General features: G+C 40.6%; 20 protein-coding genes. 13 read left to right on the forward strand and 7 right to left on the reverse strand.

From position 1 onward, the window contains the following. The first annotated feature begins 283 nt into the window (after positions 1 to 283). Together MP622_RS11590 and pta are read left to right on the forward strand one after the other, a co-directional pair. Positions 284 to 1,507, forward strand: coding sequence for an acetate kinase (locus tag MP622_RS11590; protein ID WP_151504513.1), 1,224 nt, complete (start codon positions 284 to 286; stop codon positions 1,505 to 1,507). 50 nt (positions 1,508 to 1,557) lie between these two features. Further along, positions 1,558 to 3,717, forward strand: coding sequence for a phosphate acetyltransferase (gene pta / locus MP622_RS11595; protein WP_151504514.1), 2,160 nt, complete (start codon positions 1,558 to 1,560; stop codon positions 3,715 to 3,717). Between the two features lie 99 nt (positions 3,718 to 3,816). Here pta and MP622_RS11600 read toward each other — a convergent pair whose 3' ends face one another. Then, positions 3,817 to 4,425 (reverse strand): class I SAM-dependent methyltransferase, encoded by a 609-nt coding sequence (locus MP622_RS11600; protein WP_243791060.1) that lies wholly within the window; start codon positions 4,423 to 4,425, stop codon positions 3,817 to 3,819. Positions 4,426 to 4,483: 58 nt separating this feature from the next. Continuing rightward, positions 4,484 to 5,389, reverse strand: a complete 906-nt coding sequence (locus MP622_RS11605; RefSeq protein ID WP_243791062.1) for a DMT family transporter — start codon at positions 5,387 to 5,389, stop codon at positions 4,484 to 4,486. A 181-nt stretch (positions 5,390 to 5,570) separates the two neighbouring features. Between MP622_RS11605 and MP622_RS11610 the strand changes: the two genes are divergently transcribed. The 3 genes from MP622_RS11610 (at position 5,571) to MP622_RS11620 (ending at position 9,225) form a co-directional block, all read left to right on the forward strand. Next, a complete protein-coding gene (locus MP622_RS11610) occupies positions 5,571 to 6,440 on the forward strand; it encodes an AraC family transcriptional regulator (protein ID WP_243791064.1) in 870 nt (289 codons plus the stop codon). A gap of 602 nt (positions 6,441 to 7,042) precedes the next feature. Further along, the gene (locus MP622_RS11615; protein ID WP_016168225.1) at positions 7,043 to 8,569 is read left to right on the forward strand and encodes a fumarate hydratase; all 1,527 of its coding nucleotides are present in this window, start codon (positions 7,043 to 7,045) and stop codon (positions 8,567 to 8,569) included. 107 nt (positions 8,570 to 8,676) lie between these two features. Next, positions 8,677 to 9,225, forward strand: coding sequence for a DUF2059 domain-containing protein (locus MP622_RS11620; RefSeq protein WP_016168226.1), 549 nt, complete (start codon positions 8,677 to 8,679; stop codon positions 9,223 to 9,225). 5 nt (positions 9,226 to 9,230) lie between these two features. On the opposite strand, the gene MP622_RS11625 is transcribed toward MP622_RS11620, so the two are convergent. From MP622_RS11625 to tig, 4 genes are all read right to left on the reverse strand, one after another. Continuing rightward, entirely contained in the window at positions 9,231 to 9,944 is a 714-nt protein-coding gene (locus MP622_RS11625) for a DUF2846 domain-containing protein (protein ID WP_151504519.1), read from the reverse strand. Between the two features lie 166 nt (positions 9,945 to 10,110). Further along, on the reverse strand, positions 10,111 to 11,421 hold the full coding sequence (gene clpX, locus MP622_RS11630) for an ATP-dependent protease ATP-binding subunit ClpX (RefSeq protein WP_243791066.1): 1,311 nt from the start codon (positions 11,419 to 11,421) through the stop codon (positions 10,111 to 10,113). A gap of 28 nt (positions 11,422 to 11,449) precedes the next feature. Continuing rightward, entirely contained in the window at positions 11,450 to 12,055 is a 606-nt protein-coding gene (clpP, locus tag MP622_RS11635; protein WP_016168229.1) for an ATP-dependent Clp endopeptidase proteolytic subunit ClpP, read from the reverse strand. A gap of 191 nt (positions 12,056 to 12,246) precedes the next feature. Then, positions 12,247 to 13,578, reverse strand: a complete 1,332-nt coding sequence (gene tig, locus MP622_RS11640) for a trigger factor (protein ID WP_243791068.1) — start codon at positions 13,576 to 13,578, stop codon at positions 12,247 to 12,249. 260 nt (positions 13,579 to 13,838) lie between these two features. On the opposite strand from tig, the gene MP622_RS11645 reads away from it, so the two are divergent. The 7 genes from MP622_RS11645 to MP622_RS11675 all read left to right on the forward strand — a co-directional run bounded on the left by MP622_RS11645 (position 13,839) and on the right by MP622_RS11675 (position 23,865). Next, complete coding sequence (locus MP622_RS11645; protein ID WP_243791070.1) at positions 13,839 to 15,986, forward strand: TonB-dependent receptor; 2,148 nt, start codon at positions 13,839 to 13,841, stop codon at positions 15,984 to 15,986. Between the two features lie 215 nt (positions 15,987 to 16,201). Further along, entirely contained in the window at positions 16,202 to 18,502 is a 2,301-nt protein-coding gene (locus tag MP622_RS11650; RefSeq protein ID WP_151504522.1) for a TonB-dependent siderophore receptor, read from the forward strand. A gap of 103 nt (positions 18,503 to 18,605) precedes the next feature. Beyond that, the gene (locus MP622_RS11655; RefSeq protein ID WP_016168233.1) at positions 18,606 to 19,289 is read left to right on the forward strand and encodes a Fe2+-dependent dioxygenase; all 684 of its coding nucleotides are present in this window, start codon (positions 18,606 to 18,608) and stop codon (positions 19,287 to 19,289) included. Between the two features lie 439 nt (positions 19,290 to 19,728). Continuing rightward, on the forward strand, positions 19,729 to 21,426 hold the full coding sequence (leuA, locus tag MP622_RS11660; protein ID WP_243791072.1) for a 2-isopropylmalate synthase: 1,698 nt from the start codon (positions 19,729 to 19,731) through the stop codon (positions 21,424 to 21,426). Between the two features lie 101 nt (positions 21,427 to 21,527). Beyond that, positions 21,528 to 22,688 (forward strand): homoserine O-acetyltransferase, encoded by a 1,161-nt coding sequence (locus MP622_RS11665; RefSeq protein WP_243791074.1) that lies wholly within the window; start codon positions 21,528 to 21,530, stop codon positions 22,686 to 22,688. Then, positions 22,688 to 23,281, forward strand: a complete 594-nt coding sequence (gene metW, locus MP622_RS11670) for a methionine biosynthesis protein MetW (protein ID WP_016168236.1) — start codon at positions 22,688 to 22,690, stop codon at positions 23,279 to 23,281. The genes MP622_RS11665 and metW overlap by 1 nt, the downstream gene beginning before the upstream one ends. After that, a complete protein-coding gene (locus MP622_RS11675; RefSeq protein WP_044740063.1) occupies positions 23,278 to 23,865 on the forward strand; it encodes a tetratricopeptide repeat protein in 588 nt (195 codons plus the stop codon). Before metW ends, MP622_RS11675 begins: the two co-directional genes overlap by 4 nt. Positions 23,866 to 23,878: 13 nt before the next feature. On the opposite strand, the gene MP622_RS11680 is transcribed toward MP622_RS11675, so the two are convergent. Then, positions 23,879 to 24,349, reverse strand: a complete 471-nt coding sequence (locus MP622_RS11680) for a GNAT family N-acetyltransferase (RefSeq protein WP_347881053.1) — start codon at positions 24,347 to 24,349, stop codon at positions 23,879 to 23,881. Positions 24,350 to 24,471: 122 nt separating this feature from the next. On the opposite strand from MP622_RS11680, the gene rdgB reads away from it, so the two are divergent. Next, entirely contained in the window at positions 24,472 to 25,098 is a 627-nt protein-coding gene (gene rdgB, locus MP622_RS11685; protein ID WP_243791076.1) for an RdgB/HAM1 family non-canonical purine NTP pyrophosphatase, read from the forward strand. Positions 25,099 to 25,102: the final 4 nt, after the last annotated feature.

Consider the following 25,102-nt stretch of genomic DNA (forward strand, 5'->3'; position numbering starts at 1 on the left):
TCCTGCTCAAAATTCATTTCTCATGCTAGTGTTAAAGATGTACAGCGAGGAAAATTTAGGTCTGAGCACTATTTCATTAATAAATGAAAACTATCAACCTATAAATTTTATTTATTATTATTTCACTGGTCGATAGTGCTTAAGTCTAATCTCCTAAAGTCTATCTAGGACAGAAAATCAACACATGATAAAACATTATTACTGATCTGGATTGCATTGATAAGTACTGCATAAAGATCACTTTAGGGACGACTTATTTCAATTAAAATTCGGGTATATAAACGTGTCTACATCAGTATTAGTAATTAACTGCGGTTCATCTTCAATTAAATATGCTCTTGTTTCAGAGCGCCGTGAAGATCGTATTTTTGGTTTGGCAGAAAACTTAGGCTCTGCTGAAGCCCGCATTAAAGGTGTCACTGTTGGTGGCGCACCACTAGAACTGTCTATTCCCCATGCTGATCACGAAAAAGCATTAGAAACAATTTTAGAGCGTCTTTCTCACTATAACCCTCAAGCCATTGGTCATCGCGTTGTACATGGTGGTACATTGACCAAAGCTGAATTACTCACCCCAGAAATTATTGAACGTATTCGTGAAGCGACGCCGCTTGCACCGCTTCACAACCCTGCACATCTTGTTGGCATAGATGCAACGATGCGTTTATTCCCTGAATTGCCACAAGTTGCAGTATTTGATACTGCATTCCACCAAACTATGCCTGCACATGCTTACCGCTATGCAGTGCCTAAATTCTTATACACTGAACACAATGTTCGTCGCTATGGCTTCCATGGCACCAGCCATGCTTATGTGTCTGAACGTGGTTCAGAATTGGCAGGTAGCTTAAAACAAGGCGGCTGGTTGACAGCTCACTTAGGTAACGGTAGCTCGACTTGTGCCATCTGGAATGGTCAAAGTGTTGACACCTCTATGGGTTTAACGCCACTCGAAGGTATTGTGATGGGTACCCGTAGTGGTGATGTAGACCCAAGTTTACACAGCTTCTTGGCAGCTAACCTTGGTTGGGATGTCTATAAAATTGACAAGATGCTAAACAAAGAAAGTGGCTTACTCGGTTTATCTGACAATTTGTCTAACGATATGCGCACCTTGATTGAAGCCTCTGAACAAGGCAATGAAGATGCGACTTTGGCTATTGAAGTGTTCTGCTATCGCCTTGCAAAATCTTTAGCTGGACTTAGCTGTGGCTTACCTCGTTTAGATGGTTTATTCTTCACTGGTGGCATTGGTGAAAATTCTGCGTATATTCGTGAAAAAACCATGGCTTACTTACCGCACTTCGGTTTTAACTTGAACAAAGAACAAAATAACAACCTCAAACGTGGTACTGAAGGCCGCATTGATGCAGGGACTGGCCCACAAATTTGGGTGATTCCAACCGATGAAGAAGGTCGTATCGCGAAAGAAACAGCAAGTGTTGTCGACAATGAGGTTAATCAGACAACTGCAAAAAAGCCTGAATCAACTGCCGCGATTGCTTAAGCAATCGCGCCTTGACTGCCTTTCCTTTTTTTAATGAATACATAACGACTATGAAAACCATTCTTTTAGTCCCAACTGGTGAAGGCGTTGGCCTCACATCGGCATGTTTAGGTTTAAGCTATGCTTTAGAATGCCAAGGTGTTAAAGCGGGCTTTCTTAAACCTTTTTCTCAAGAAACTAAAATTGAAGCTGATCGCACCAGTGCACTTTTTCAGCATCTTACCAAAAGTGAAACAGTTGAACCTATTCCTTATGCAACCGTCACTCAGCAATTGAACTGTGGCGAAAGTGATGAATTACTCGAAGAAGCCGTTCGTCTACATCGTCAAATTGCAAAAAAGCATGACATCATTATTGTTGAAGGGTTATTACCAAATGCACGTGATGCTTTTGCCTCTGAACTGAACTCTGCTTTAGCAAAAGCCTTAGATGCAAAAGTCATCATCGTAAGTAATGCAGACATTCATAAAGCCTCTGCATCAGCGGAAAAAGTTGAAGCTCAACTACGTCATTTTGGTGGCGCATCAAGTGACCGTACTGCTGGGGTGCTATTTATGCGCACCAAAGGCTTGCCTGAAGGTTCTGCGCAAATTCCATTAACCTTCGATCCAAGCCTACGCTTAGTAAGTGATACCAACAAATTTGTGGCAGATATTCAAAAAACTCATGCCCATATTGGTACAGCGCAGTTACCTGTGATTGGTCTGGTACCATTCAGCAACACACTGAGTGTACCGCGCATGTCTGATTTGGCAGCCAATTTACAAGCTGAATGGATTAGCCAAGGTGAAGCCTTACAACGCCGTGTTCTACACAGCAGCCTGATTGCAGCCAATATTGAACACGAACTGGATAAGTTTGTTGCAGGCGAATTAATTATTAGTGCTTCAGACCGTATTGATGTTTTGCTGGCAAGTAGCTTGGCCAGCAGCAATGGAACGCCGCTTGCAGGTCTACTATTAACTGAACACCATGCGCCTAATGGCCAAATTCTAGATTTCTGCCAAGCTGCAATTAAACAAGGCTTACCAATCTTACATACTCCACTCAGTACGTTTGAAACAGCGCAAAGCTTAATGAACTTAAGCAATGAAATTCCAGTGGATGACACTGAGCGTGCAGAGCAAGTCACCCGCTTTGTCTCAAGTCATATTAATGAAGAATGGCTAGCTCAGCTCCTGAAGGGTGCTTATAATCCACGTCTGTCTCCTTCTGCTTTCCGCCATGAACTGGTACAAAAATCTATTCATGCCAAAAAGCGTATTGTGTTACCTGAAGGTGATGAACCACGTACGATTCAAGCCGCTGCAATTTGCCAATCACGTGGCATTGCCCATTGTATTCTTTTGGCTAAACCAGAAGCTGTGGTTGAGGTCGCGAAAGCACGTAATATCGAATTGCCATTTGACCTAGAAATTATTGATCCAGACCTGATTCGTGAAAACTATGTCGCACCTATGGTCGAGGCACGTAAAGGCAAAATCAACGAATTACAAGCCCGTGAACAACTACAAGACACCGTGGTTTTAGGCACGATGATGTTAGCACTCGATCAAGTCGATGGTTTGGTTTCTGGTGCAGTACATACCACAGCCAATACAGTTCGCCCTGCATTCCAGTTGATCAAAACTGCACCTGAATACTCTTTAGTTTCTTCAGTGTTCTTTATGCTGTTACCTGATGAAGTCTACGTATACGGTGACTGCGCAATTAATCCAGATCCAGATGCAGAGCAACTGGCGGAAATTGCCATTCAATCCGCAGACTCGGCAAAAGCTTTTGGTATTGACCCGCGTATTGCCATGATTTCCTACTCTACTGGAACTTCGGGTGCAGGTGCAGATGTCGAGAAAGTTGCTCAAGCAACTGCCATTGCAAAACAACGCCGTCCTGACTTACTGATTGATGGTCCTTTACAATACGATGCTGCATCTGTTGAAAGTGTTGGTCGCTCGAAAGCACCAGAATCTAAAGTTGCGGGTCGCGCCAATGTATTTATTTTCCCAGATTTAAATACAGGCAACACCACTTATAAAGCAGTACAACGTTCTGCCAATGTTGTAAGCGTCGGCCCAATGTTGCAAGGTTTGAACAAACCTGTGAATGACTTGTCCCGTGGTGCGTTGGTGGATGATATTGTGTTCACAATTGCACTGACTGCGATTCAAGCAGAACAGCAAGTTGAAGCCAAAGCCAGCAAAGCTTCTTAAACAATTTTTCGATTTTCCAGACCACTCTTTCGAGAGTGGTTTTTTTTGCTTTGATCAATAAATCCCATTGCCCATTTACTCCAGAATATCTACAGTGGTTCAAACTTTTCTTGCCAACCAAACCGTATGCCCCGTGCATTCAGGATCTTCTGCCACCATATTCAGTACTTCAAAGCCATATTGAGCCAATAGATGACGGTATTCTTCTGGAGCTAAACTGGCATGATATAAAGGTTCACCAAATAGCTCTCCGATAGCTTCTCCATATGCAGGACCGCTGCTAAACATCAGCACGGTTCCTAGTTTGGCGTGTCGTGCAAATTGCATAAACATTTGTCGTTGATCATCTGGTGTCAAATGGAAAAAGCTGTCCCACGCCAAGATTGCATCAAATTTTTGTTCTAGATTGAACTGCCGCATATCCACCTGAAGCCAAGCTTGTTCAGGAAAGTTTGCTCGTGCCATTTGTAACATTAGCTCGGAACTATCTACCCCAGTAATTGCACAACCCTGTTCAATTAAATAACTAGCGATCGGTTTCCCCGACCCGCAACCTAAATCCAAAACATTGGCTGGATCTGGCAGCAAAGCCAACATGCGATCTAACCACACATTTTCAAATAGCCACTCTCCACGTAATGCCACCCATTCGCGGGCGTATTTCCGATAAAGCTCAATAATATTTTCTGATAAATGATTGTTTGGCATCACGTTTCTTATTTTATGTTAAAGACATGAATGATCTGCTTAGTGGTCTAACCACAACTCAGCTTTGTTTAGAAAGTTGTACATCCTTTGACTGTGGTATTTTAACAAAGAAAATTGCGTTACCACATAAAATGAGCACCACACCAATCACTGCATTCCAATGCCATTGATAGCCTTCCCACACTGTTGAAATCACCAGAGCCACCAACGGAAATAACAAAGTACTATAGGCTGCTTTGCCCGAACCAATACGCCCCACCAAATAGAAATAGGCAGTAAAACCAATCACTGAACCAAAAATTGCTAAATAAATTAAAGACGAAATTGCACTTAAAGGCATCGTTGGAAAAAAGTCATCCTGTTGTACACATGAAATGAATGCCATTAGAAAAGCACCATAGAACATGCCGTAGGCATTGGTCGTAAAAATATCCAATCCATTTTTCTGATGGCGTGTACTAATCATATTACCCAGCGAGAAGCCATAAGTTCCGATCATACACAGTGATATCCCAAGTAAGGTTTGACTGTTTAATGTAGTGCCAATCACATCCTGCCAAAACAAAGCAACAATCCCGAGCACTCCAAGTAAAGCCGCAGGATAGAATCGAGACGGAATTTGCTGTGCAAAGAACAGTTTGGCATTCAAGGTATTAAAAATGACTGCCATGGAGAAAATCACTGCTTCTAAACCACTACTCACATATTGCACTGCATAATAAAAACAAACAAAGTTAAAACCAAAAATACAGCAGGCCTGTAACATGCAAAATAGATGATCTTTCACTGTCAGTTTTTGCAATTTACGCCAAAAGGCAATAAAAGCAAACAAGACAATTGCTGAAATAAAAAAACGCCAGAACACCGCCACATTGGCAGATATACCGCTTTGTTGTTGCAGGCTAATGGCAATCCATGTTGTGCCCCAAATTACCACAACCAAAGCATATAACAGCGCATTCATTCAATTTCAACCCAAGCTAATGATCTTAAGCACATTATCTCGAAACAAAGACACTCAATACTTGCAGCTTCTTGCGGTCACTATCATCAACTTGTGATTTTTTTACCGAATTTTGCCTACGGATGACAAGACCGAATAGAAGTCCTACACTAGTTACTCAATTTGGCACTGCGTGTAGAAGATGAAATATCAGATTCTAGATCAATTACAGCAACACAAAGCCCAACTTCTCGACTCAGTAGAATTGGGTTCAGGCATGCAGCTCGCCATGTGGCAAAACAACCAAGACTGTGTACAGGTCTGTAGCAATCACCACACTTTAAGTATGTACATTCAGGGTGGATATCACAGTTATCAAAAGACCGCGCGCGGTTGGCAGAATGGTGGTGGACCCGACCATATGTGTCTGTTACCACAGGATTTTGACTCAACATGGGATCTACGTGATCCACTGACCTTCGTGCATTTATACTACACTGAACAACATTTAAAACGTGTAGCAGAACAAGTCTGGGACCGTGAACCGAGCCAAATACAATTAAATCCACAAAGTTTTGTCGCCGATCCACAAATTACGATGATTTATCGACACTTTTTACTCAATAGTGCTTGGCAAAACCGTGAAAATCATTTGCAGATGAGTACAGCTACCACGCTGCTGCTTAACCATTTAATTAAAAATTATAGTCATACTGAGTGGCAAGCTCCTGAAGTCAAAGGGGGCCTATCACCTTATATCCTTAAACAACTTTTACAATGGATTGATCAGCATCTACATTTAAGTTTAACCCTGTCCGATTTAGCAGAACAAACCCAGCTCAGTGAGTATCACTTTGCTCATATGTTTAAACAGTCTATGCATATGCCACCGCATCAATATGTGATGCTACGACGACTGGAATTGGCACATCAGACATTACAAACCACCACTGCCACGATCACAGAAGTTTCTACGCAATATGGATTTAGTTCCAGCAGCCATTTTAGTCATCGTTTTAAAAACCACTTTGGCTATTCGCCTTCGCAAATGCTGAAAATGGGAAAAACCTAGTCTTTAAAAGAGACATTTGAAGATTTGAAGATTTGAAGATTTGAAGATTTGAAGATTTGAAGATTTGAAGATTTGAAGATTTGAAGATTTGAAGATTTGAAGATTTGAAGATTTGAAGATTTGAAGATTTGAAGATTTGAAGATTTGAAGATTTGAAGATAGCTTAAAACAAAAAAAGAAGATAAAGCTTAAGCCTGATCTTCTTTTTGACCGTAAAACCAAGTTGCCGCAATAAAACAACTAAAACCAACAACCATTAGAATTGCAGATATCATAACAAAATGCTCTATTTGGAATGCACTTATTATGTGAAGTTTTTATGACAAATTTATGACAATCCTGTCATTTTTGAATTCACTCAAATCATCAACACACTAAAAACAATCAATTCAATAGGTTAAATTTAAATCACCCATCCATCATGCTACTTTTTAAATGAATAAAGCCGTTGATTGAGATATCTCATGTGAAAGATGGTGTTCTTGATAACCGATTTTATCCATTAAACTTTAGCCCAAAAATTCAGCAAAACACCCACAACCGTAACGTTATACCTTATAATTTAGCCCGCTAGCTAACAGCCCGCTCAAGAGATATTTGATATGACAACTATTATCAAGCAAGATGACTTGATCACTTCGGTCAAGGACGCGCTTCAATTCATTTCGTACTATCACCCACAAGACTTCATCCAAGCGATGAGCCGTGCGTACGACCGTGAAGAAAACAAAGCTGCGAAAGACGCCATTGCACAAATCTTGATTAACTCTCGTATGTGTGCAGAAGGTCATCGTCCAATCTGCCAAGATACTGGTATTGTTAACGTATTTGTTGAAGTGGGCATGGATGTTAAATTTGATTTAACCATGAGCCTCGATGATGCAATCAATGAAGGTGTACGCCAAGGTTACTTAGAGAACTCAAACGTCCTTCGTGCATCTGTTTTAGCTGATCCTGCTTTTGGTCGTAAAAACACCAAAGACAACACCCCTGCTGTGATTTATCACAAACTTGTTCCAGGCAACAAAGTGGACATTACTGTTGCAGCCAAAGGTGGCGGTTCTGAAAACAAATCTAAGCTTGCAATGCTTAACCCATCTGACTCAATTGTAGACTGGGTACTTAAAACTGTTCCGACTATGGGTGCAGGCTGGTGTCCTCCAGGTATGCTCGGTATTGGTATTGGTGGTACTGCTGAAAAAGCCATGATGCTTGCAAAAGAATCACTCATGGAAGAACTCAACATGGACGAATTACTTCGTCGTGGTCCACAGAACAAACTTGAAGAGCTTCGTATCGAAATCTTCGAAAAAGTGAATGCGCTTGGTATTGGTGCTCAAGGTCTTGGCGGTTTAACTACCGTTCTTGATATTAAAATCAAAGACTACCCTTGCCACGCTGCAGGCAAACCAGTCGGCATGATTCCAAACTGTGCAGCCACTCGTCATGCGCACTTCCAATTAGATGGTTCAGGTGTTGCACACATTCAAGCACCGAAACTTGAAGACTACCCTTCTGTGACTTGGGATTCTTCAAGTTCTAAACGTGTTGACCTAGATACGATTACTCAAGAAGAAATGAACGCATGGCAACCAGGCGACACATTATTGCTTAACGGTACAATCTATACAGGTCGTGACGCTGCGCACAAACGTATGGTTGACATGTTGAACAATGGTGAAGAGCTTCCAGTTGACCTTAAAGGTAAATTCATTTACTACGTTGGCCCTGTCGATCCTGTAGGCGATGAAGTGGTTGGTCCTGCTGGTCCAACAACAGCAACGCGTATGGACAAGTTCACTCGCCAAGTTTTAGAAGCGACTGGTATGTTCGGTATGATTGGTAAAGCTGACCGTGGTCCAGCGGCAGTTGAAGCCATCAAAGATAACAAAGCAACTTACCTTATGGCTGTAGGTGGTGCGGCTTACCTTGTTTCTAAAGCAATTCGTGAAGCCGAAGTGGTTGCCTTTGCTGACTTAGGTATGGAAGCAATCTACAAATTTGTTGTGAAAGATATGCCTGTATCGGTTGCTGTTGATGTGAATGGTACATCGGTACATGCAACTGCACCGAAAATCTGGCAAGCGAAAATTGGTAAAATTCCTGTAGTGGATGCTGCAGCAGGCTAAACCCTAAGTTTTGCTTTTTTCAATACCCTTAACATGCTAAGGTCTTGTTAAGGGTATTTTTTTGCCCAAAATTTCTCTTTCTAAAACTATCGTTCATTCTAAATATCATGAAAAAATTAAGCCACATCCTGACGACACTTACACTTTGCACGCTCAGTTTCAGCACTTTCGCAAAACCTGCAACTGAAGCATCTGTCGAAAAAGCCCTACTACTTGGTGACATTAAAGGGACTTTGGCTCAATCCCAACAAGAAATGCGTCCTGTTTATGAACAACAAGCAGAAGAAATGCTCAAAAATATGTTCAAAACAACCGCGCTGAATACAGAACAACAAAAAGCCGCCCAGCAAATTGCGGATATCACTGCATCTTTTAGCAATAAATTGATTTCTGATCCAAAATTTATGCAAATGCTAAAAGATGTTTATATGCAGACCTTTACTGAAGAAGAAGTACTTGCCAATATTCAGTTCCTAGAAACCCCGATTGGACAATCAATTAATAAGAAAAGTAGCAAAATGATGAGTGAAATCATGCGCAACAGTATCGAGATGTCGGCTCAAATGATGCAAGATCCTGCAACGCAAAACGAAATCAATCAGCAAGTTGCAAAAACACTTGAGCCATTATTCAAACAGTTGAAAAAGAACAAATAAGCTGATTACCATGTACGAATATCCCAAATTTTAAAGGGTTGTGTAAGTTGTACATCAGATTGAGTATCATATTTTGCTGCTTTAATTTTTTGTGCTTTATGACGCAACTCGCCTGTTTGTTGGTCTTGCGCAACAAAGTTATAACTTGCAGATTTCAGTTGGGTAAATGCGATTTCATTTTGCCCAATCGAGTTAGGCATCAAAATTAAGGGACCCGAGACTTCCTTACGTGTACTCAGATTTTCTTCATCATATTTCACGTAATAACTCTTACCCGCTTCAACGGTGAAATCTAAATATTTAGGTTTTTGAAAATGCTGAATACCCAAAGGTCGGCTACTCGATAAACGATAAGTTCCCGCAGGAAGTTCCAACCAGTAATAATGATTATTCAGCAAACTCGGAATTCGATATTTATTGATAAAAAGACTGGAAGCCACAATTTCCTGACGATTCCAACGACTGTCGGGACGATAGAGATAAACCACAGCAGCCTGATTATGCTGCGCCTGCACAGGATGGTAACGTTGACCTAATTTTTGATTAACCCAACCACCCACCGAAGTCATCCCAAATCGGTACTGCTCGACAATTCCAGGAGCCTGACTGGTATCCACGGGATGGAGTGTCGAGCTTAATTCAGGGTGTTCTAAAACTGCTTGCTTGTGGCATCCGAATAAAAATAAACTGCTGCATAAGATAAGATAAAACGAACGCATGATTTTCCCTCACCGCGTATTTCTTTTATTTATTAGGGTGGATCTTGGATATATTCCATTTTTTAGGCATCCTCGCCTTTGCCCAAGATTAACATTCAGTTTTTGGCTTGCAAATAAAAAACGTGCGGAAATCATAAATTTCCGCACGTTTCAGACGAATAACAAATTAAGCAGATTTTGAGTTAAGCACTTTTAAATCAACTTTGTTTGCATCTTCAGTCGCTATTTTCGGTTGACGTTCAGGCAGTAATTCAGGTTTAGCAGTACCGTTAATCACGGCTTCATTCACCACAACAGTACCCACATCTGTACGGCTTGGTAAATCATACATCACTTCAAGTAAGGCATTTTCCAAAATTGAACGCAGACCACGTGCACCCGTATTACGCTCAAGCGCTTTTTTCGCAACCGCACGTAATGCCGAATCTTCAAACACAAGATCTACATGTTCCATATCGAACAAATGCTGATACTGACGCGTTAATGCATTCTTTGGTTCTGTCAGAATTTGCATTAATGCTTCTTCATCTAGCTCATCCAATGTTGCAATAACAGGTAAACGACCAATGAATTCAGGGATTAAACCGAACTTGACTAAATCTGTTGCTTCCACTTGACGGAACAAATCTGAAAGCTGTTTACTTTCATCTTTTTTCTTCACATCTGCGGTAAAACCAATACCGCCTTTCTCTTGACGCTGTTGCACAATTTTCTCTAAGCCAGAGAATGCACCGCCACAGATAAATAAGATGTTAGACGTATCAATTTGAATGAATTCTTGCTGCGGATGTTTACGCCCACCTTGCGGTGGAATCGAAGCAACCGTACCTTCAATCATTTTCAACAAAGCTTGTTGTACACCTTCACCCGACACATCACGCGTGATTGACGGATTCTCAGATTTACGCGTGATTTTATCAATCTCATCAATATAGATAATGCCCTTTTGAGCTTTTTCTACATCGTAATCGGCTTTTTGCAATAACTTTTGCACGATGTTTTCAACATCTTCACCAACATAACCTGCTTCGGTCAGTGTTGTTGCATCTGCCATCGCAAATGGAACATCGAGTAAACGCGCCAAGGTTTGAGCAAGCAAAGTTTTACCCGAACCTGTTGGTCCAACCAACAAGATATTACTTTTCGCAATCTCAACTGCGTCGTCGTGCTTATGACCACCATGAGTCGCCTTAAGACGTTTATAGTGGTTATAAACTGCAACTGACAGGGTTTTCTTTGCAACATCTTGACCAATCACATACTGGTCTAATGCTGCACGAATTTCTTGAGGTTTCGGCAAAGGCTTCGCAGCCCAGTCTCCAGATTCAACCTGTTGACTGGTCTGCACTAAGTCTAAGCATACGTCCACACATTCATTACAAATGTATGCGTCCTCACCTGCAATCAGTTTCCCGACTTCAGACTGCGTTTTACCGCAAAATGAACAATGCTTTTGTCCTTGAGGATGTTCGGACATATTTACTCCAATACTAAAATCTTAAAACTTATGGACGTTTGCTAAGCACTTCATCCACAAGACCGTATTCTTTTGCTGCCTGTGCAGTCATAAAGTTATCGCGGTCTGTATCTCTTGCCACAGTTTCATAGTCTTGACCACTATGCTCTGCCATCAAACGGTTTAAACGCTCTTTAATGAAAAGAATCTCACGTGCATGGATTTCAATATCCGATGCTTGTCCACGGAAACCACCGAGTGGTTGGTGAATCATAACACGCGCATTTTCTAAACAGTAACGTTTCCCTTTCGCACCTGCATTTAATAAGAATGCACCCATTGATGCAGCTTGACCCATACAGTAAGTCACAACATCTGGCTTGATAAACTGCATGGTATCGTAAATTGCCATACCTGCTGTCACCGAACCGCCTGGTGAGTTAATATATAGGTGAATATCTTTATCTGGGTTCTCTGCTTCCAAAAACAACATCTGGGCCACAATTAAATTAGCCATGTTGTCTTCCACTTCACCCGTTAAAAAAATAACGCGTTCACGCAAAAGGCGTGAAAAAATATCAAATGAACGTTCACCACGAGACGATTGCTCAACTACAACTGGGACTAACGCGTTTTCAATAGTTGGAACATACATACGTTTATTTATTCCTAGATTTTTTGTGACTTAACCCATATCCACAATATGAGGGATAATGACCGAAATTGCAAAATATTCCCCATTAAATAACAGATATTTTTTGCATAAGCTTTGTGAATATAGGACAAGCTAATATCTTGATGAGATAAAAAAAGGCGCTCAAAGCGCCTTTTTTAACTCAAGCTAAATTAGCCTTGTTGACGAGCTTGTTGCTCTTTCAACAATTCTTCATAGCTAACAGTTTTATCAGTTACTTTTGCAGCTGCTAAAATGTGATCAACGACTTGATCTTCTAATACAACAGCTTCAATTTGTGAACGTTGTTGCTTGTCATTTTTGAAGTATTCGATAACTTCAGCTGGATCTTCGTAAGAAGAAGCCATGTCTTCGATGTAAGCTTCAACGCGAGCTTGGTCAACTTCAAGTTTAGCATCAGCCAATACTTTGCTTACCAATACGCCAAGTTTTACAGATTTTTCAGCTTGTTCTTTGAACAATTCATCTGGAAGCATGCTGCTGTCAAATGCTTTAGCACCTTGAGCACCAAACTGTTGAGTGAATTGTTGGATCATTTGTTGACGTTGACGGTCGATTTCTTGAGCAACCATTGCAGCAGGAAGTTCAACTTCGTTAGCAGCAACTAATGCATCAAAAGTCGCACCTTTAACTTGGTTACGAAGACCATTTTTTACTTCGCGTTCCATGTTTTTACGCACGTCAGCTTTTAACTTTTCAACGCCTTCTTCTTCAGTTAAACCAAAGATTTGAAGGAATTCAGCGTCAACTTCTGGAAGTTTTTGCTTTTCAACAAGCTTCACAGTGATTTTGAATTGTGCTGCTTTACCTGCAAGGTTCGCTGCTTGGTAATCTTCAGGGAAAGTAACGTCAATTACTTTCTCTTCGCCTTTCTTCATACCAACGATACCGTCTTCGAAGCCAGGGATCATACGACCAGAACCTAAAACTAGTTTAAAGTCTTCAGCAGCACCGCCTTCAAACTTCTCGCCATCTACAGTACCTTCAAAGTCGAAAGTTACTTGCATGTCTTTTTTCGCCATGCCTTTAGTTTCAGTCCAAGAAGCACGTTGCTTTTGAAGGTTTTCGATCATTTGATCAACGTCTTTGTCTTCTACTGAAGATGCTTTACGTTCAACTTCTAGACCGTCAAATTTCACTTCAACTTCTGGATAAACTTCAACAGTCGCTTCGTATACAAGGACGTCGTCTTTGTTTTCTACTTTATCAATGTTTGGCATGCCAACAGCATTGATTTTTTCTTGTTGAATTGCTTCGAATACTGTGTCACGGATAACGTCATTTACCACTTCTTGGTAAATACCCGCGCCATATTCACGGCGAACTACATTTAATGGCACTTTACCTGGACGGAAGCCGTTAATCTTTACAGTTTTAGCAGTGCGTTTTAAACGTGCTTCAAATTGCTCGTTCACACGGCTCGTCGGTACAGATACATTTAAACGACGGGCAACGCCCGAAACCGCTTCAGAAGTTACTTGCATGGCTTCCTCGAAATTTAGTAATAACAGTTTATAAAAAAGTGCCACATTATATGACAACATTTAAAGATATACAAAACTGGATGGTTAAACCACAAGATTTTATCTGATTTCTTTTGTTTTTCTTTCTAAATTTCCGATCATTTTTCTCTTTTTAAACGGCTTTTATTGCAAATGATAAGTCTTATCATTATTATATGCAAAAATATCACATTTATATTTATTTTCAGTTATTTATCTCGTCCAACTATGGAATTCTATTTATGAGTAAGTTCAACCTTCGCCCACTCAGTCTTGCACTACTGGGTTTATCCACCAGTTCTGCTTTTGCGGAAAGCAGTTCAGAAACCTCCTCTTCGATGCATCAACTTTCAACTATTGTGGTTTCCGCAGCGGGGTTTGAACAAGATATTAAAAATGCACCTGCCAGCATCAGCGTGGTCACCAAAGAAGATATTGAAAAGAAAAATGCCACAAGTATTGCAGACCTATTGGCTGATGTACCGGGAATTGATATTCGCTCGGGCGTAGGTAAAACCGCAGGCTTAAACATTAAAATGCGTGGTTTGGGGAATGATTACAGCCTCGTCTTGATTGATGGACGCCGCCAAACTACATCTTCTGACGTTACGCCAAACGGCTTTGGAGAAACATCAAATAGCTTCCTTCCACCTCTTTCCGCGATTGAACGCATCGAAGTGATTCGAGGCCCTATGGCGACTCGTTATGGTTCCGAGGCGATGGGTGGTGTTATTAATATTATTACCAAAAAAATCAGCAATGAATGGCATGGTAATGTCACAGTAAGTGGCAATTTAATGGAACATAAAGCTGAAGCTGACTCATGGAAAACCAGTTTTCTTCTCAACGGCCCACTTATTGAAAATCGTCTTGGACTACAACTTCGTGGCAGCTATTTAGATCGCCAAAGTTCTGAACGTATCGTTGCTGGCTCGACTTCACGCGATCCTCGTCCAAGTGAAGCGGATAACTATGATGTTGGCGGTAAATTAAATCTAAGTTTGAATGACCAAAATTCGCTTTGGCTCGATGCCTTCCATTCAAATCAAACTTATAGCAATGCAGATAACCGCCTAGGCACCCAAGATACTTCTGCGCGCGCACGTGGCTATAAAGATGAGCTAAAATTTAACCGCGAACAATATTCACTTGGTCATGATGGTAATTATGACTTCGGGACATGGAACACTTATATTAGCCAAACCAAAACGGAAACAATTGGGCGTACCATTCCGACCAATACTTTCCCTAGTAATGCTTATGCGGGGCGCGATCGTACACTAGAGAATACAGATTTAGTTGTGGATAGCCATATCATTACAACTCTCAGAAATCACAAATTGACCTTGGGTACAGAGTATAAAAAAGCTGAAAGTGTGGATGATATAGCAAGTCTAGGAGCTGAGTTTGAGAAGGATTCCTACTCATTCTATGCAGAAGATGAGTGGAACCTGATGGATAGTCTGCATTTTACCTTTGGTGGACGCTATGAAGACCACTCAGGTTTTGGTGGGCATTTTAGTCCACGCGCTTATCTGGTCTGGAACACAACAGATGCCTTAACCCTTAAAGGTGGTGTGAGTACGGGTTATAAAGCCCCTTCGGCTAAAGCTTTACACAATGGAATAATTAATTTTAGTGGGCAAGGAACCACCCCAGTTCTAGGTAATCCTGATTTAAAGCCTGAAACCTCGGTTAATTATGAAGTAGGCTTAAATTATCAGCCTTCGGATAGATTCGATTTTAATACCACTGCATTCTTTAATGTTGTTAAAGATAAAACTATATCTAAAGAATTTAATTGCAGTATCAGTGACTGTTCTGGATTGGGCAACGGTGTAACATCTTATTCCAAGAGCTTTAATGCAGATGAGGCAGAAATCTATGGCCTCGAAACCTCATTAAAATATCAAATCATTCCCGAATGGGATATTAAAGCTGCCTATACCTTTACCGAATCTGAGATTATCAAAGGCGAAAACAAAGGTTATGCACTTGAGTCAACGGCTAAACATTTATTCAACCTCACATCGACATGGCACATCAATGATGCATTTGATCTATGGTTACAACATGAATATCAGTCTGGTCGTCCCCGCTACTTAGAAAGCCAAACAGGTGATGCATTGAATATTCAAAAGCAAACCGATAATGAGTTCTCTGGCTATAACCTATTTAACTTGGGTGGTAGTTATCAGCTCAATGATCAGATACGTATTAATGCGGCTGTAAATAATTTGCTAGATAAAGACTTTACCGAATACATGGACTATTACGACCTAAATGGTGATGTACAACAAGCATATAAATACCTTTCGATAGGATCTGCTATGTCTGGAACGTATATCTCTGGGCGTAACTACTGGTTATCTATTTCTTACGATTTCTAAAATTCAAAATCCCAATAAAAAACCCTGCCTTAGCAGGGTTTTTCTATATTTATATAAAATCATGCACTTATATACAAATCGTTACACAATATCATTATTTTTTACATTTTCTTTAAAGTCATTAATCGGCAATTCCAATCATTTACAATTGGTAAAATAAATAAGAATTATTATTATTCGCATAAGAATTTTTACTACTCTTTGTGAGTTCAGAAATGTCATTTATTAAAACGCGGAAAAAATTAGTGTCGGCAGCAATTGCCTCATCATTATCAGTTGTTGCGACTACGGCTATTGCTCAAGAAGAAACAGCTCAGTTGCCAACCATTCACACGGAAGCAACTCAAGAAGAGTCTTTAAAAGTTGATCAATCTGCAAATGCTAAATTTGTCGCGCCTCTAAAAGATACACCTAAATCCGTTTCTGTTCTTTCGCAAAAACTTTTAAAAGATACCAACTCTAATACGCTATTAGAAGCATTGCGTTATGAACCAGGAATCACTTTAGGTGCAGGTGAAGGTGGTACACCATTTACAGATATGCCTTATATCCGTGGTTATAGCGGTCAATCTTCTATTTATGTGGATGGTGTTCGTAATACCACTTCACAAAGCCGCGATATGTTTGCCATCGAACAAGTTGAAGTTATTAAGGGTTCTTCATCTGCCCTTGGTGGTGGTGGTAGCGTTGGCGGAAGCATTAACCTGATTCCTAAAGTTGCTCATGAAGGCGATACTTATCAAGGCAGCGTTCAAGGCGGAACCGACAACTATAAACACATTCAATTAGATGCCAACAAAGACTTCGGTAACGGTATGGCTGGCCGTGTCATTGTAATGGGGCACGAAAATGAAAAAGCTGGACAAAGTGATGGAGCCGAATTTGCACGTGCTGGTATCGCAACTAGCCTCGCCTTTGGTCTAGGCTCTGACACACGTGGTTCTGTTGGTTATTACTATTTGCGTAGCAATGATGAACCAGATGCGGGTATTCCATTCAATAATGCAAAGCCAACAACACCTCCTCCTGGTGTAACTGTTAATCCTGGCGATGGTAAACCTGTAAGCGTCAAAGCTGGAACTTACTATGGCTGGAAAGCACGTGACTTTGACAAACGTGAAAACCAAATTGGTACGTTTAAGCTTGAACACGATTTCAATGAAAATCTGACCTTGGCAAACATTGCTACATATAACAAATCTAAATCTGATTATATCTATACCAATGCCGATGACTCTAAAGGAAACATTTACCGTGGTACTGTTGCACGACGTGCGTTAAGTCGTATTTTAGAGACCGATGCGTATAGTGACCAATTGTCATTACGCGGTAAATTCAATACTGGTGCATTAAATCACTCGTTTAACGTCGGAACCGAATGGAGCCTACAAGAAACGGATCAAGGCATGCACACATTTACCAATGCAGCTGGTCAAACTACGTCTACAATCTTAACATCTAATATCAATTCATGTGATGCAAGCGCTGCTGCACTGAATGGTTGGTGTACTGGCTTAAACAACCCAAGTAATGGTTTGTTTACCGATACAATTGGCAGTATTAAAGGTCAGTCTACAACGCGTAGTCAAACAATGTCTGTGTATGCTTTAGACAGTATTGAATTTAACCCACAATGGTTGCTTAACCTAGGCATCCGTTGGGATAAATTTGAAACCGAGAAAAAATATAATCAAGATGTCTATAAAACTAAAGATGGTGCCTATACTTCTGAAGTCTCTATTCCTAAAGGGACAAAATATGAAAGTGATTCAGACTTTTTCACTTATCAAGCTGGTTTAGTTTATAAACCAACTGAAAATGGTAGCATTTATACCAGTTTTGCAACCTCTGCAAACCCTGTAGGTGTTCTTGCAGAAGGCGATAGCAGTGACAACGCTTTAGGTACAACGGATATCATCAATGCCCTCAAGCCAGAAGAAGCTCGTACTTTTGAAATTGGTACCAAATGGGACTTATTTAATAATCGTGCAAACTTAACTGCTGCAATTTTCCGTACTGAAAAGCAAAATACTCGCATTCAAATTGATTCAACTACTTCTGCTAATGCAGGTGAAAGCCGTGTTGATGGTTTCGAAGTTAGCTTAAACGGTAAAATCACCAACAAATGGGAAGTTTCAACAGGTTATAGCTATTTAGACAGTGAAATTACCAAAGCGGCATACAATTCAATTGCACAAGAAGGTAAGCCACTGCCATTCGTTGCAAAAAACAGCGCAACTTTATGGTCAACTTATCGTGTTATGCCGAAATTAACTTTGGGCGCGGGTGCTGAATATCGTGATCAAGTTTATGTAAACACAACTGCACCAAAATACTTACCGACCTATACCATCTACAATGCCATGGCAAAATATGATGTGAACCGCAATGTAAATGTTCAGCTTAACGTGAATAATATTTCTGATAAACATTATTTCACGAGCGCACACGCAGCTCACTACGCATTTGAAGGCAATGGCCGCAATGCCGTATTAGCCATTAACTTTAAATACTAAGATTTAATCCCATAAATTAATTATGGAATTAACTTAAATTAAGATAAAATAGCCTCTGCTCAGAGGCTATTTTTATAACCATTTATTTAGAAGGATATAGGCTGTGATTCATCACATTCCAAATGTTTTATCCAAAGAACAAGTCGCTGAATTTCGCCAATTAATGGCAACAGCAAATTGGGTAGGTGGGAAAGTAACAGCAGGTACCCTTTCTGCCTCAGTCAAACAAAATCAACAACTTTCGGAAAATGATCCCCTCACCCATCACCTAAGTGAGTTGGTGATTCAAGCCATTTGGAAAAATCCAGTTTTTCAAGCCGCTGCATTGCCACATCAAATTATTCCCCCACTGTTTAATCGTTATGATGAACATGAAAGTTTTGGTTTTCATGTTGATAACTCAATTCGCCTGATTCGTGGAACTTCACAACAAATGCGTACAGATTTATCTTGTACATTATTTTTAAGTGAACCCGAAGAATACGATGGTGGTGATTTGGTGATTGAAGACACCTATGGTTATCATGAAGTGAAATTACCTGCTGGCGATGTCGTACTCTACCCAGCAACCAGTTTGCATGAAGTCAGTAGCATTACTCGCGGTACACGTTTTGCTTCATTTTTCTGGGTACAAAGTTTGATTCGTGATGACCAGAAACGCCATCTACTCTTCAATCTTGATGAAAGTATTCGTCAATTACGTAAGGATCATGATGATGCTTATCCTGAAGTCATGAAACTGACCAACATTTATCACAACTTGATACGAATGTGGTCAGAATTATAATTAGTTAGCTCACTTTGTTATTATATTTTTCAAAAAATAAATCTATCTTGGGAAATTTTTTCTAATATTCAAATAATACTGCAAAATTAGAAAAACATTTCCCTTACAATCCTATTAGAATAAATTATGAACTTTTTGCACTGCATGCAATTTTCGCCTAGACTCAATCAAGTACTCTGCGAATGCTTGCACAAGTAAAATTACCCTATTGATCTTGATGGTTACATGATGAAAACGAATGATATTTTTGCTTTTCCGACTCACGCTCAACCTCAAATGAATCTCCTGATGCTGCGCCACGCGCGCGTATAAAAATTTTTGCTTTTTTGAGCAAAACCCCCTGAATATCCCTTTAATTTTGTTGAAATAGATACCATATATAAGTAGTGCGTTGCATTTTAATAATACTGAGCAACGGGCACTACACAAGGAGTTCCTCATGATGTTGGCTGATCCAAGTAAAAAATACCGTCGCATGTACCAGCGTGTAGACTTGCCTGACCGTCAATGGCCAAACAACGAAATTACCCAAGCGCCGATTTGGATGAGTACCGACCTTCGTGACGGTAACCAAGCAATTTTTGAACCAATGGACATGGAACAGAAGTTTAAGATGTTCCAAATGTTGGTCAAAATTGGCTTTAAGCATATTGAAATTGGCTTCCCTTCTGCGTCTCAAATTGACTTTGACTTCACCCGTAAATTGATTGAAGAAGGTCATATTCCAGATGACGTTTACATTGAAGTTTTAGTTCAAGCACGTGATCACTTGATTCAACGTACTTTTGAATCTTTACAAGGTGCAAAACGTGCAATTGTACATATCTACAATTCAAACTCGCCAACATTCCGCCAAAAAGTATTAAATGTGGATATTGCAGGGGCAAAACAATTAGCGATTAACGCAGCGACAAAAGTTAAAGAATATGCAGCGCAACAACCAGAAACTGAATGGGTATTCCAATACAGCCCAGAATGTTTCTCTGCAACTGAATTAGAAGTCGCTAAAGATGTCTGTGATGCTGTGACTGAAATCTGGGATGCACGTCCAGACCATAAAGTGATTTTAAACTTGCCTGCAACTGTTGAAGTATCAACTCCAAATGTTTATGCAGACCAAATCGAATGGATGCATCGTAATATTCAACGTCGTGATGGCGTGATCATTTCTGTGCACTGCCATAATGACCGTGGCTGTGGTATCGCGGCTTCTGAATTGGCCATTATGGCAGGTGCTGACCGTGTAGAAGGTTGTGTGTTTGGTAATGGTGAGCGTACAGGTAATGTGGACGTTGCTGCAATCGCCTTGAACATGTACACCCAAGGTGTTGCACCAAACTTAGACTTCTCGAACATTAATGAAGTGATTGCGACAGTTGAAGAATGCACAGGTTTACCTGTACATCCTCGTCATCCTTATGCAGGTGACTTGGTCTTCACGGCATTCTCAGGCTCACATCAGGATGCGATCAAGAAAGGCTTTGAATACCAGAAAAACGAAGAAATCTGGGACATGCCATACTTACCAATCGATCCGAAAGACTTGGGTCGTGACTATGATGCGGTGATTCGTGTCAACAGCCAATCTGGTAAAGGCGGGATTGCCTACTTGTTAGAATCAAACTACAACGTAGTATTACCGCGTCGTTTACAAATCGAATTCTCACAAGTGGTTCAGCAAGTCGCGGATGAAGAAGGTGTCGAAGTTTCAGCACAGCAAATCTGGAGCTTGTTCAAAGATACGTATGTAGAAACCAAAAATGCGCATTATTCAGCAAAAAATTACCGTTTGTCTGATGAAAATGGCAACCAAGTCATTGAATTAGACATAGAACTTGATGGTGAAATTCAACATTTACGTGGCGAAGGTAATGGACCGATTTCTGCATTCTTGAATGCGCTTCAATTACCAATTGACGTATTGAACTATGAAGAACGTAGTATTAGTTCAGGTGCACATGCCAAAGCCTTAACCTTAATTGAACTTCAAGTAAAAGGTACGGGTAAAGGTTCATTTGGTGCGGGTGTTCATGACAATACCGTCACCTCGTCAATTGAAGCGATCCTTGCGTGTACCAACCGTTTAATTGATCAAGGTGTACTTAGCACTGACCAAGTGATTGCTGCTGCGGTATAAGTATTAGCAATAATAATTAGCACTAAAATGACTTTAGAAGGATACCCTCAAGTGGTATCCTTTTGTTTATTGTTCTAAAAAATTAAAGGCGAAGTATTTCTGTGTCTTTTCCAGCTGACTCAGTGGGTCTCGTAACCCCACAAAAGTTCCAATTCGAAGAGCCGTTAGAACTAGAATGTGGTCGTGTTTTACCACGTTTCGAAATGATGGTTGAAACTTACGGCACGCTCAACGCAGATCACTCGAATGCCATTCTCATTTGCCATGCTTTATCGGGACATCATCATGCTGCTGGTTATCATCATGAAGATGATAAAAAAGCAGGTTGGTGGGATGCATGTATTGGCCCTGGAAAAGCAATTGATACCTCTAAGTTTTTTGTCGTTGCCTTAAATAACATTGGGGGCTGTAGCGGCTCGACAGGTCCAACCTCACCAAATCCTGAAAATGACAATCGTCCTTATGGGCCAGATTTTCCTTTAGTGACCGTGCGTGACTGGGTTAAAACCCAAGCCATGCTCTCTGATCGCTTAGGCATTCAAACTTGGTATGCAGTGATCGGTGGTTCTTTGGGAGGCATGCAGGCTTTACAGTGGTCGGTGGATTATCCTGAGCGTTTACAGAAATGTGTGATCATCGCCAGCGCACCAAAACTCTCTGCACAGAATATTGCCTTTAACGAAGTGGCACGTCAGTCGATTTTGTCTGACCCCGACTTCCATCAAGGTCGCTACTTAGAACATGACAGCTATCCAAAACGCGGCTTAATTTTGGCACGTATGGTCGGCCATATTACCTATCTGTCAGAAGAAGCCATGAAACAAAAGTTTGGTCGTGACTTAAAGTCAGGCAAATTTATGTATGGCTTTGATGTTGAGTTCCAAGTCGAAAGTTATTTGCGTTATCAAGGTGAACAGTTCAGCCGAAACTTTGATGCCAATACCTATTTAATTATGACCAAGGCACTGGATTATTTCGATCCGTCACGTGAATATGAACATTCACTGACTCAAGCGATGTCTCAGACCAAATGTAAGTTTCTGGTGGTGTCATTTACCACGGACTGGCGCTTTACTCCTGAACGCTCACAAGAAATTGTGGATGCACTGATTAGTAATCACAAGCCTGTGAGTTATCTGGATATTGATGCTGAACAAGGTCATGATTCATTCTTATTCCCGATTCCGCTTTATGTAAAATCATTACGTGCATTTTTAGGTGGTGAAGAACAGCTTAAATCTACCGCTAAGGAGGTTGTGTAATGCGTATCGATCATCAACTCGCTGAAGCATGGATTAAACCCGACTCTAAAGTCCTCGATTTGGGCTGTGGTGATGGTGAATTGCTGGCTCATATGAGTAAACAGCACAATATTCGTGCATATGGCTTAGAAATTGATCAGGAAAAGATTGCAATTGCGATCAGCCGAGGGTTAAATATTATTCAGCAGGACTTAAATTTAGGTTTAAGTCGCTTTGCCGACCAGTCTTTTGACTATGTGGTGATGGCACAAGCTTTGCAAGCTGTAGATGCGCCTGACGTATTATTACGTGATATGGTGCGTGTGGGGAAACAGGCGATTATTACTTTTCCAAACTTTGCACATTGGAAGACCCGTTCTTTCTTGGCTTTGAAAGGAATGATGCCAGTTTCAGAAGCATTACCTTATATGTGGTATAATACTCCAAACATCCACTTATGTACTTTTCGAGATTTTGAAGCACTTTGTGCAGAAAACAACATCCGAATAATTAATCGACTCGCCGTGAATGGGGATCAGCAAGGTAGTTTACTGAGTAAACATATCCCAAATCTGTTTGGTGAAGTCGCAATTTATCGAGTGAGCGCGCTATGAAAAAATTATTATTAAGCACACTAGTTTTTGGACTTTTTAGCATTCAGTCTCATGCTGAGTACGTTTCGCCATCTACTTCCATTTCTAGTCAAGCTGCCCAATATTCAACCATGGATATTGATAACTTAATTAAAGCTGCAAAAGCAGGTCAACCTGCTGCACAGTTTTACTTAGGTACCAAATACCAAACGGGTAAAGACATAAAGCAAGATGACCGTCAGGCATTTGCTTGGTTTAAAGCTGCTGCTGATCAGGGCTTATCCCCTGCACAGTTAAATGTAGGTCGTATGTATGCCGATGGCGTTGGGGTTGCCAAAAGTGAAACTTTGGCTCGCCAATACTTTGAAAAGGCAGCCAGCCATGGTGACAACCGTGCCAGCTTCAATCTTGCCATGATGGAAGAGCAAAAGAAAAACTATATTGGTGCTTACCAATGGTATGAACTTTCAACGCGTGATGGCATGCTCGACAATAAAGTCATTACCATGTCAGAAGGTAAAAAGACGGCTTTGGCAGCGAACCTGACCCAAGACCAGATTCGTTTGGCACGTGATCGTGCAGACAAATGGATTCAAGCGCAATAATATTGCACTGACGCTAGACAGCACCTTCGGGTGCTTTTTTATTTTCGGCAGTTGTATTTTTTTGCATCATCACAAACCTTAAACCATGTGCTTCAATCACTTCCGATACAGCTTTAAAGCCAAATTTTTGATAAATAGGCTGCGCATAACAACTTGAATTTACGCTGATCACGGTGATATTTTCCTGTAGTTCAGCAACAACATAATTCCACAGCTTTCGACCAATCCCCTGCTGTTGTACAGCAATATCCACGAAAAAATGTACGAGATGGGCAGGTTCTTTATAAGCAATAATACCTAGAATTGCTTCATTCTGTTCATATACATAATAATGAACCTGTTCGGTGTTTAATAATTTTAAAATAGAGGCTGAAGAAAATTTTTCTTCACCTTCACGGCTTATGGCAAAGTCAGCAATATAAGGTTGAATTAATTTTTCAATTTGTCCTAAATCTGTATGGGTGGCTGGACGAATCATATTCATTTATCTCTTGTTCTTATTTAAAGTCAGTTGTTGCTTTTAATCTTCATAGATTATGCTGCTTTTATACAATCTAATTCAGTTAAAATATAGACCATTATTTTCAATTCATGAGCACCAATACAATGTCTGCAAATGCATGGTTATCTCAAGGCACATTAGTACTTGCCAGTAATAACAAAGGTAAAATTGCTGAATTTGAGAAACTTTTTGCCGAACTCCTACTTCCAGTCAACGTTGTACCGCAAGGTCAACTCAATATTGAAGATGCCGTGGAAGACGGGCTCAGTTTTATTGAAAATGCCATTATTAAAGCCCGTCATGCTAGCCGTATTTCAGGTAAACCTGCAATTGCCGATGACTCGGGTATTTGTGTCCCAGTTTTAGGTGGTGCACCAGGCATTTACTCTGCCCGTTTTGCAGGTGAACACGGCGATGATGCCGCCAACAACCAAAAGCTGTTAGAGAAATTAAAACCATTGCGTAAAGATGGTGAAACCATTGAAGGCATGTTTGTATGCGTATTAGCTTTGGTACAACATGCCGAAGATCCACTCCCACAAATTTTCCAAGGCATTTGGAAAGGTGAAGTATTAGAAGCAGCACGTGGTGAAAATGGTTTTGGCTATGACCCACTATTCTGGTTACCTGAGCTGGGCATTTCTAGTGCTGAAATGAGCAAAGAAGAAAAAAATAAAATCAGTCATCGTGGTCAAGCCATGCAACTTTTTAAACACAGTTTAGAAAAGTAACTGA

The sequence above is a fragment of the Acinetobacter sp. PK01 genome, assembly GCF_022819285.1.
GTDB classification, from domain to species: domain Bacteria; phylum Pseudomonadota; class Gammaproteobacteria; order Pseudomonadales; family Moraxellaceae; genus Acinetobacter; species Acinetobacter tandoii.

Coding starts and splice junctions, on each gene's coding strand:
- rdgB (WP_243791076.1), top strand. CDS start 24,472: ATGTCTGCAAATGCATGGTTATCTCAAGGCACATTAGTACTTGCCAGT.
- MP622_RS11620 (WP_016168226.1), top strand. CDS start 8,677: ATGAAAAAATTAAGCCACATCCTGACGACACTTACACTTTGCACGCTC.
- tig (WP_243791068.1), bottom strand. CDS start 13,578: ATGCAAGTAACTTCTGAAGCGGTTTCGGGCGTTGCCCGTCGTTTAAAT.
- leuA (WP_243791072.1), top strand. CDS start 19,729: ATGATGTTGGCTGATCCAAGTAAAAAATACCGTCGCATGTACCAGCGT.
- MP622_RS11600 (WP_243791060.1), bottom strand. CDS start 4,425: ATGCCAAACAATCATTTATCAGAAAATATTATTGAGCTTTATCGGAAA.
- MP622_RS11625 (WP_151504519.1), bottom strand. CDS start 9,944: ATGCGTTCGTTTTATCTTATCTTATGCAGCAGTTTATTTTTATTCGGA.
- MP622_RS11610 (WP_243791064.1), top strand. CDS start 5,571: ATGAAATATCAGATTCTAGATCAATTACAGCAACACAAAGCCCAACTT.
- MP622_RS11680 (WP_347881053.1), bottom strand. CDS start 24,349: ATGAATATGATTCGTCCAGCCACCCATACAGATTTAGGACAAATTGAA.
- clpP (WP_016168229.1), bottom strand. CDS start 12,055: ATGTATGTTCCAACTATTGAAAACGCGTTAGTCCCAGTTGTAGTTGAG.
- metW (WP_016168236.1), top strand. CDS start 22,688: ATGCGTATCGATCATCAACTCGCTGAAGCATGGATTAAACCCGACTCT.
- MP622_RS11645 (WP_243791070.1), top strand. CDS start 13,839: ATGAGTAAGTTCAACCTTCGCCCACTCAGTCTTGCACTACTGGGTTTA.
- MP622_RS11615 (WP_016168225.1), top strand. CDS start 7,043: ATGACAACTATTATCAAGCAAGATGACTTGATCACTTCGGTCAAGGAC.
- clpX (WP_243791066.1), bottom strand. CDS start 11,421: ATGTCCGAACATCCTCAAGGACAAAAGCATTGTTCATTTTGCGGTAAA.
- pta (WP_151504514.1), top strand. CDS start 1,558: ATGAAAACCATTCTTTTAGTCCCAACTGGTGAAGGCGTTGGCCTCACA.
- MP622_RS11675 (WP_044740063.1), top strand. CDS start 23,278: ATGAAAAAATTATTATTAAGCACACTAGTTTTTGGACTTTTTAGCATT.
- MP622_RS11650 (WP_151504522.1), top strand. CDS start 16,202: ATGTCATTTATTAAAACGCGGAAAAAATTAGTGTCGGCAGCAATTGCC.
- MP622_RS11605 (WP_243791062.1), bottom strand. CDS start 5,389: ATGAATGCGCTGTTATATGCTTTGGTTGTGGTAATTTGGGGCACAACA.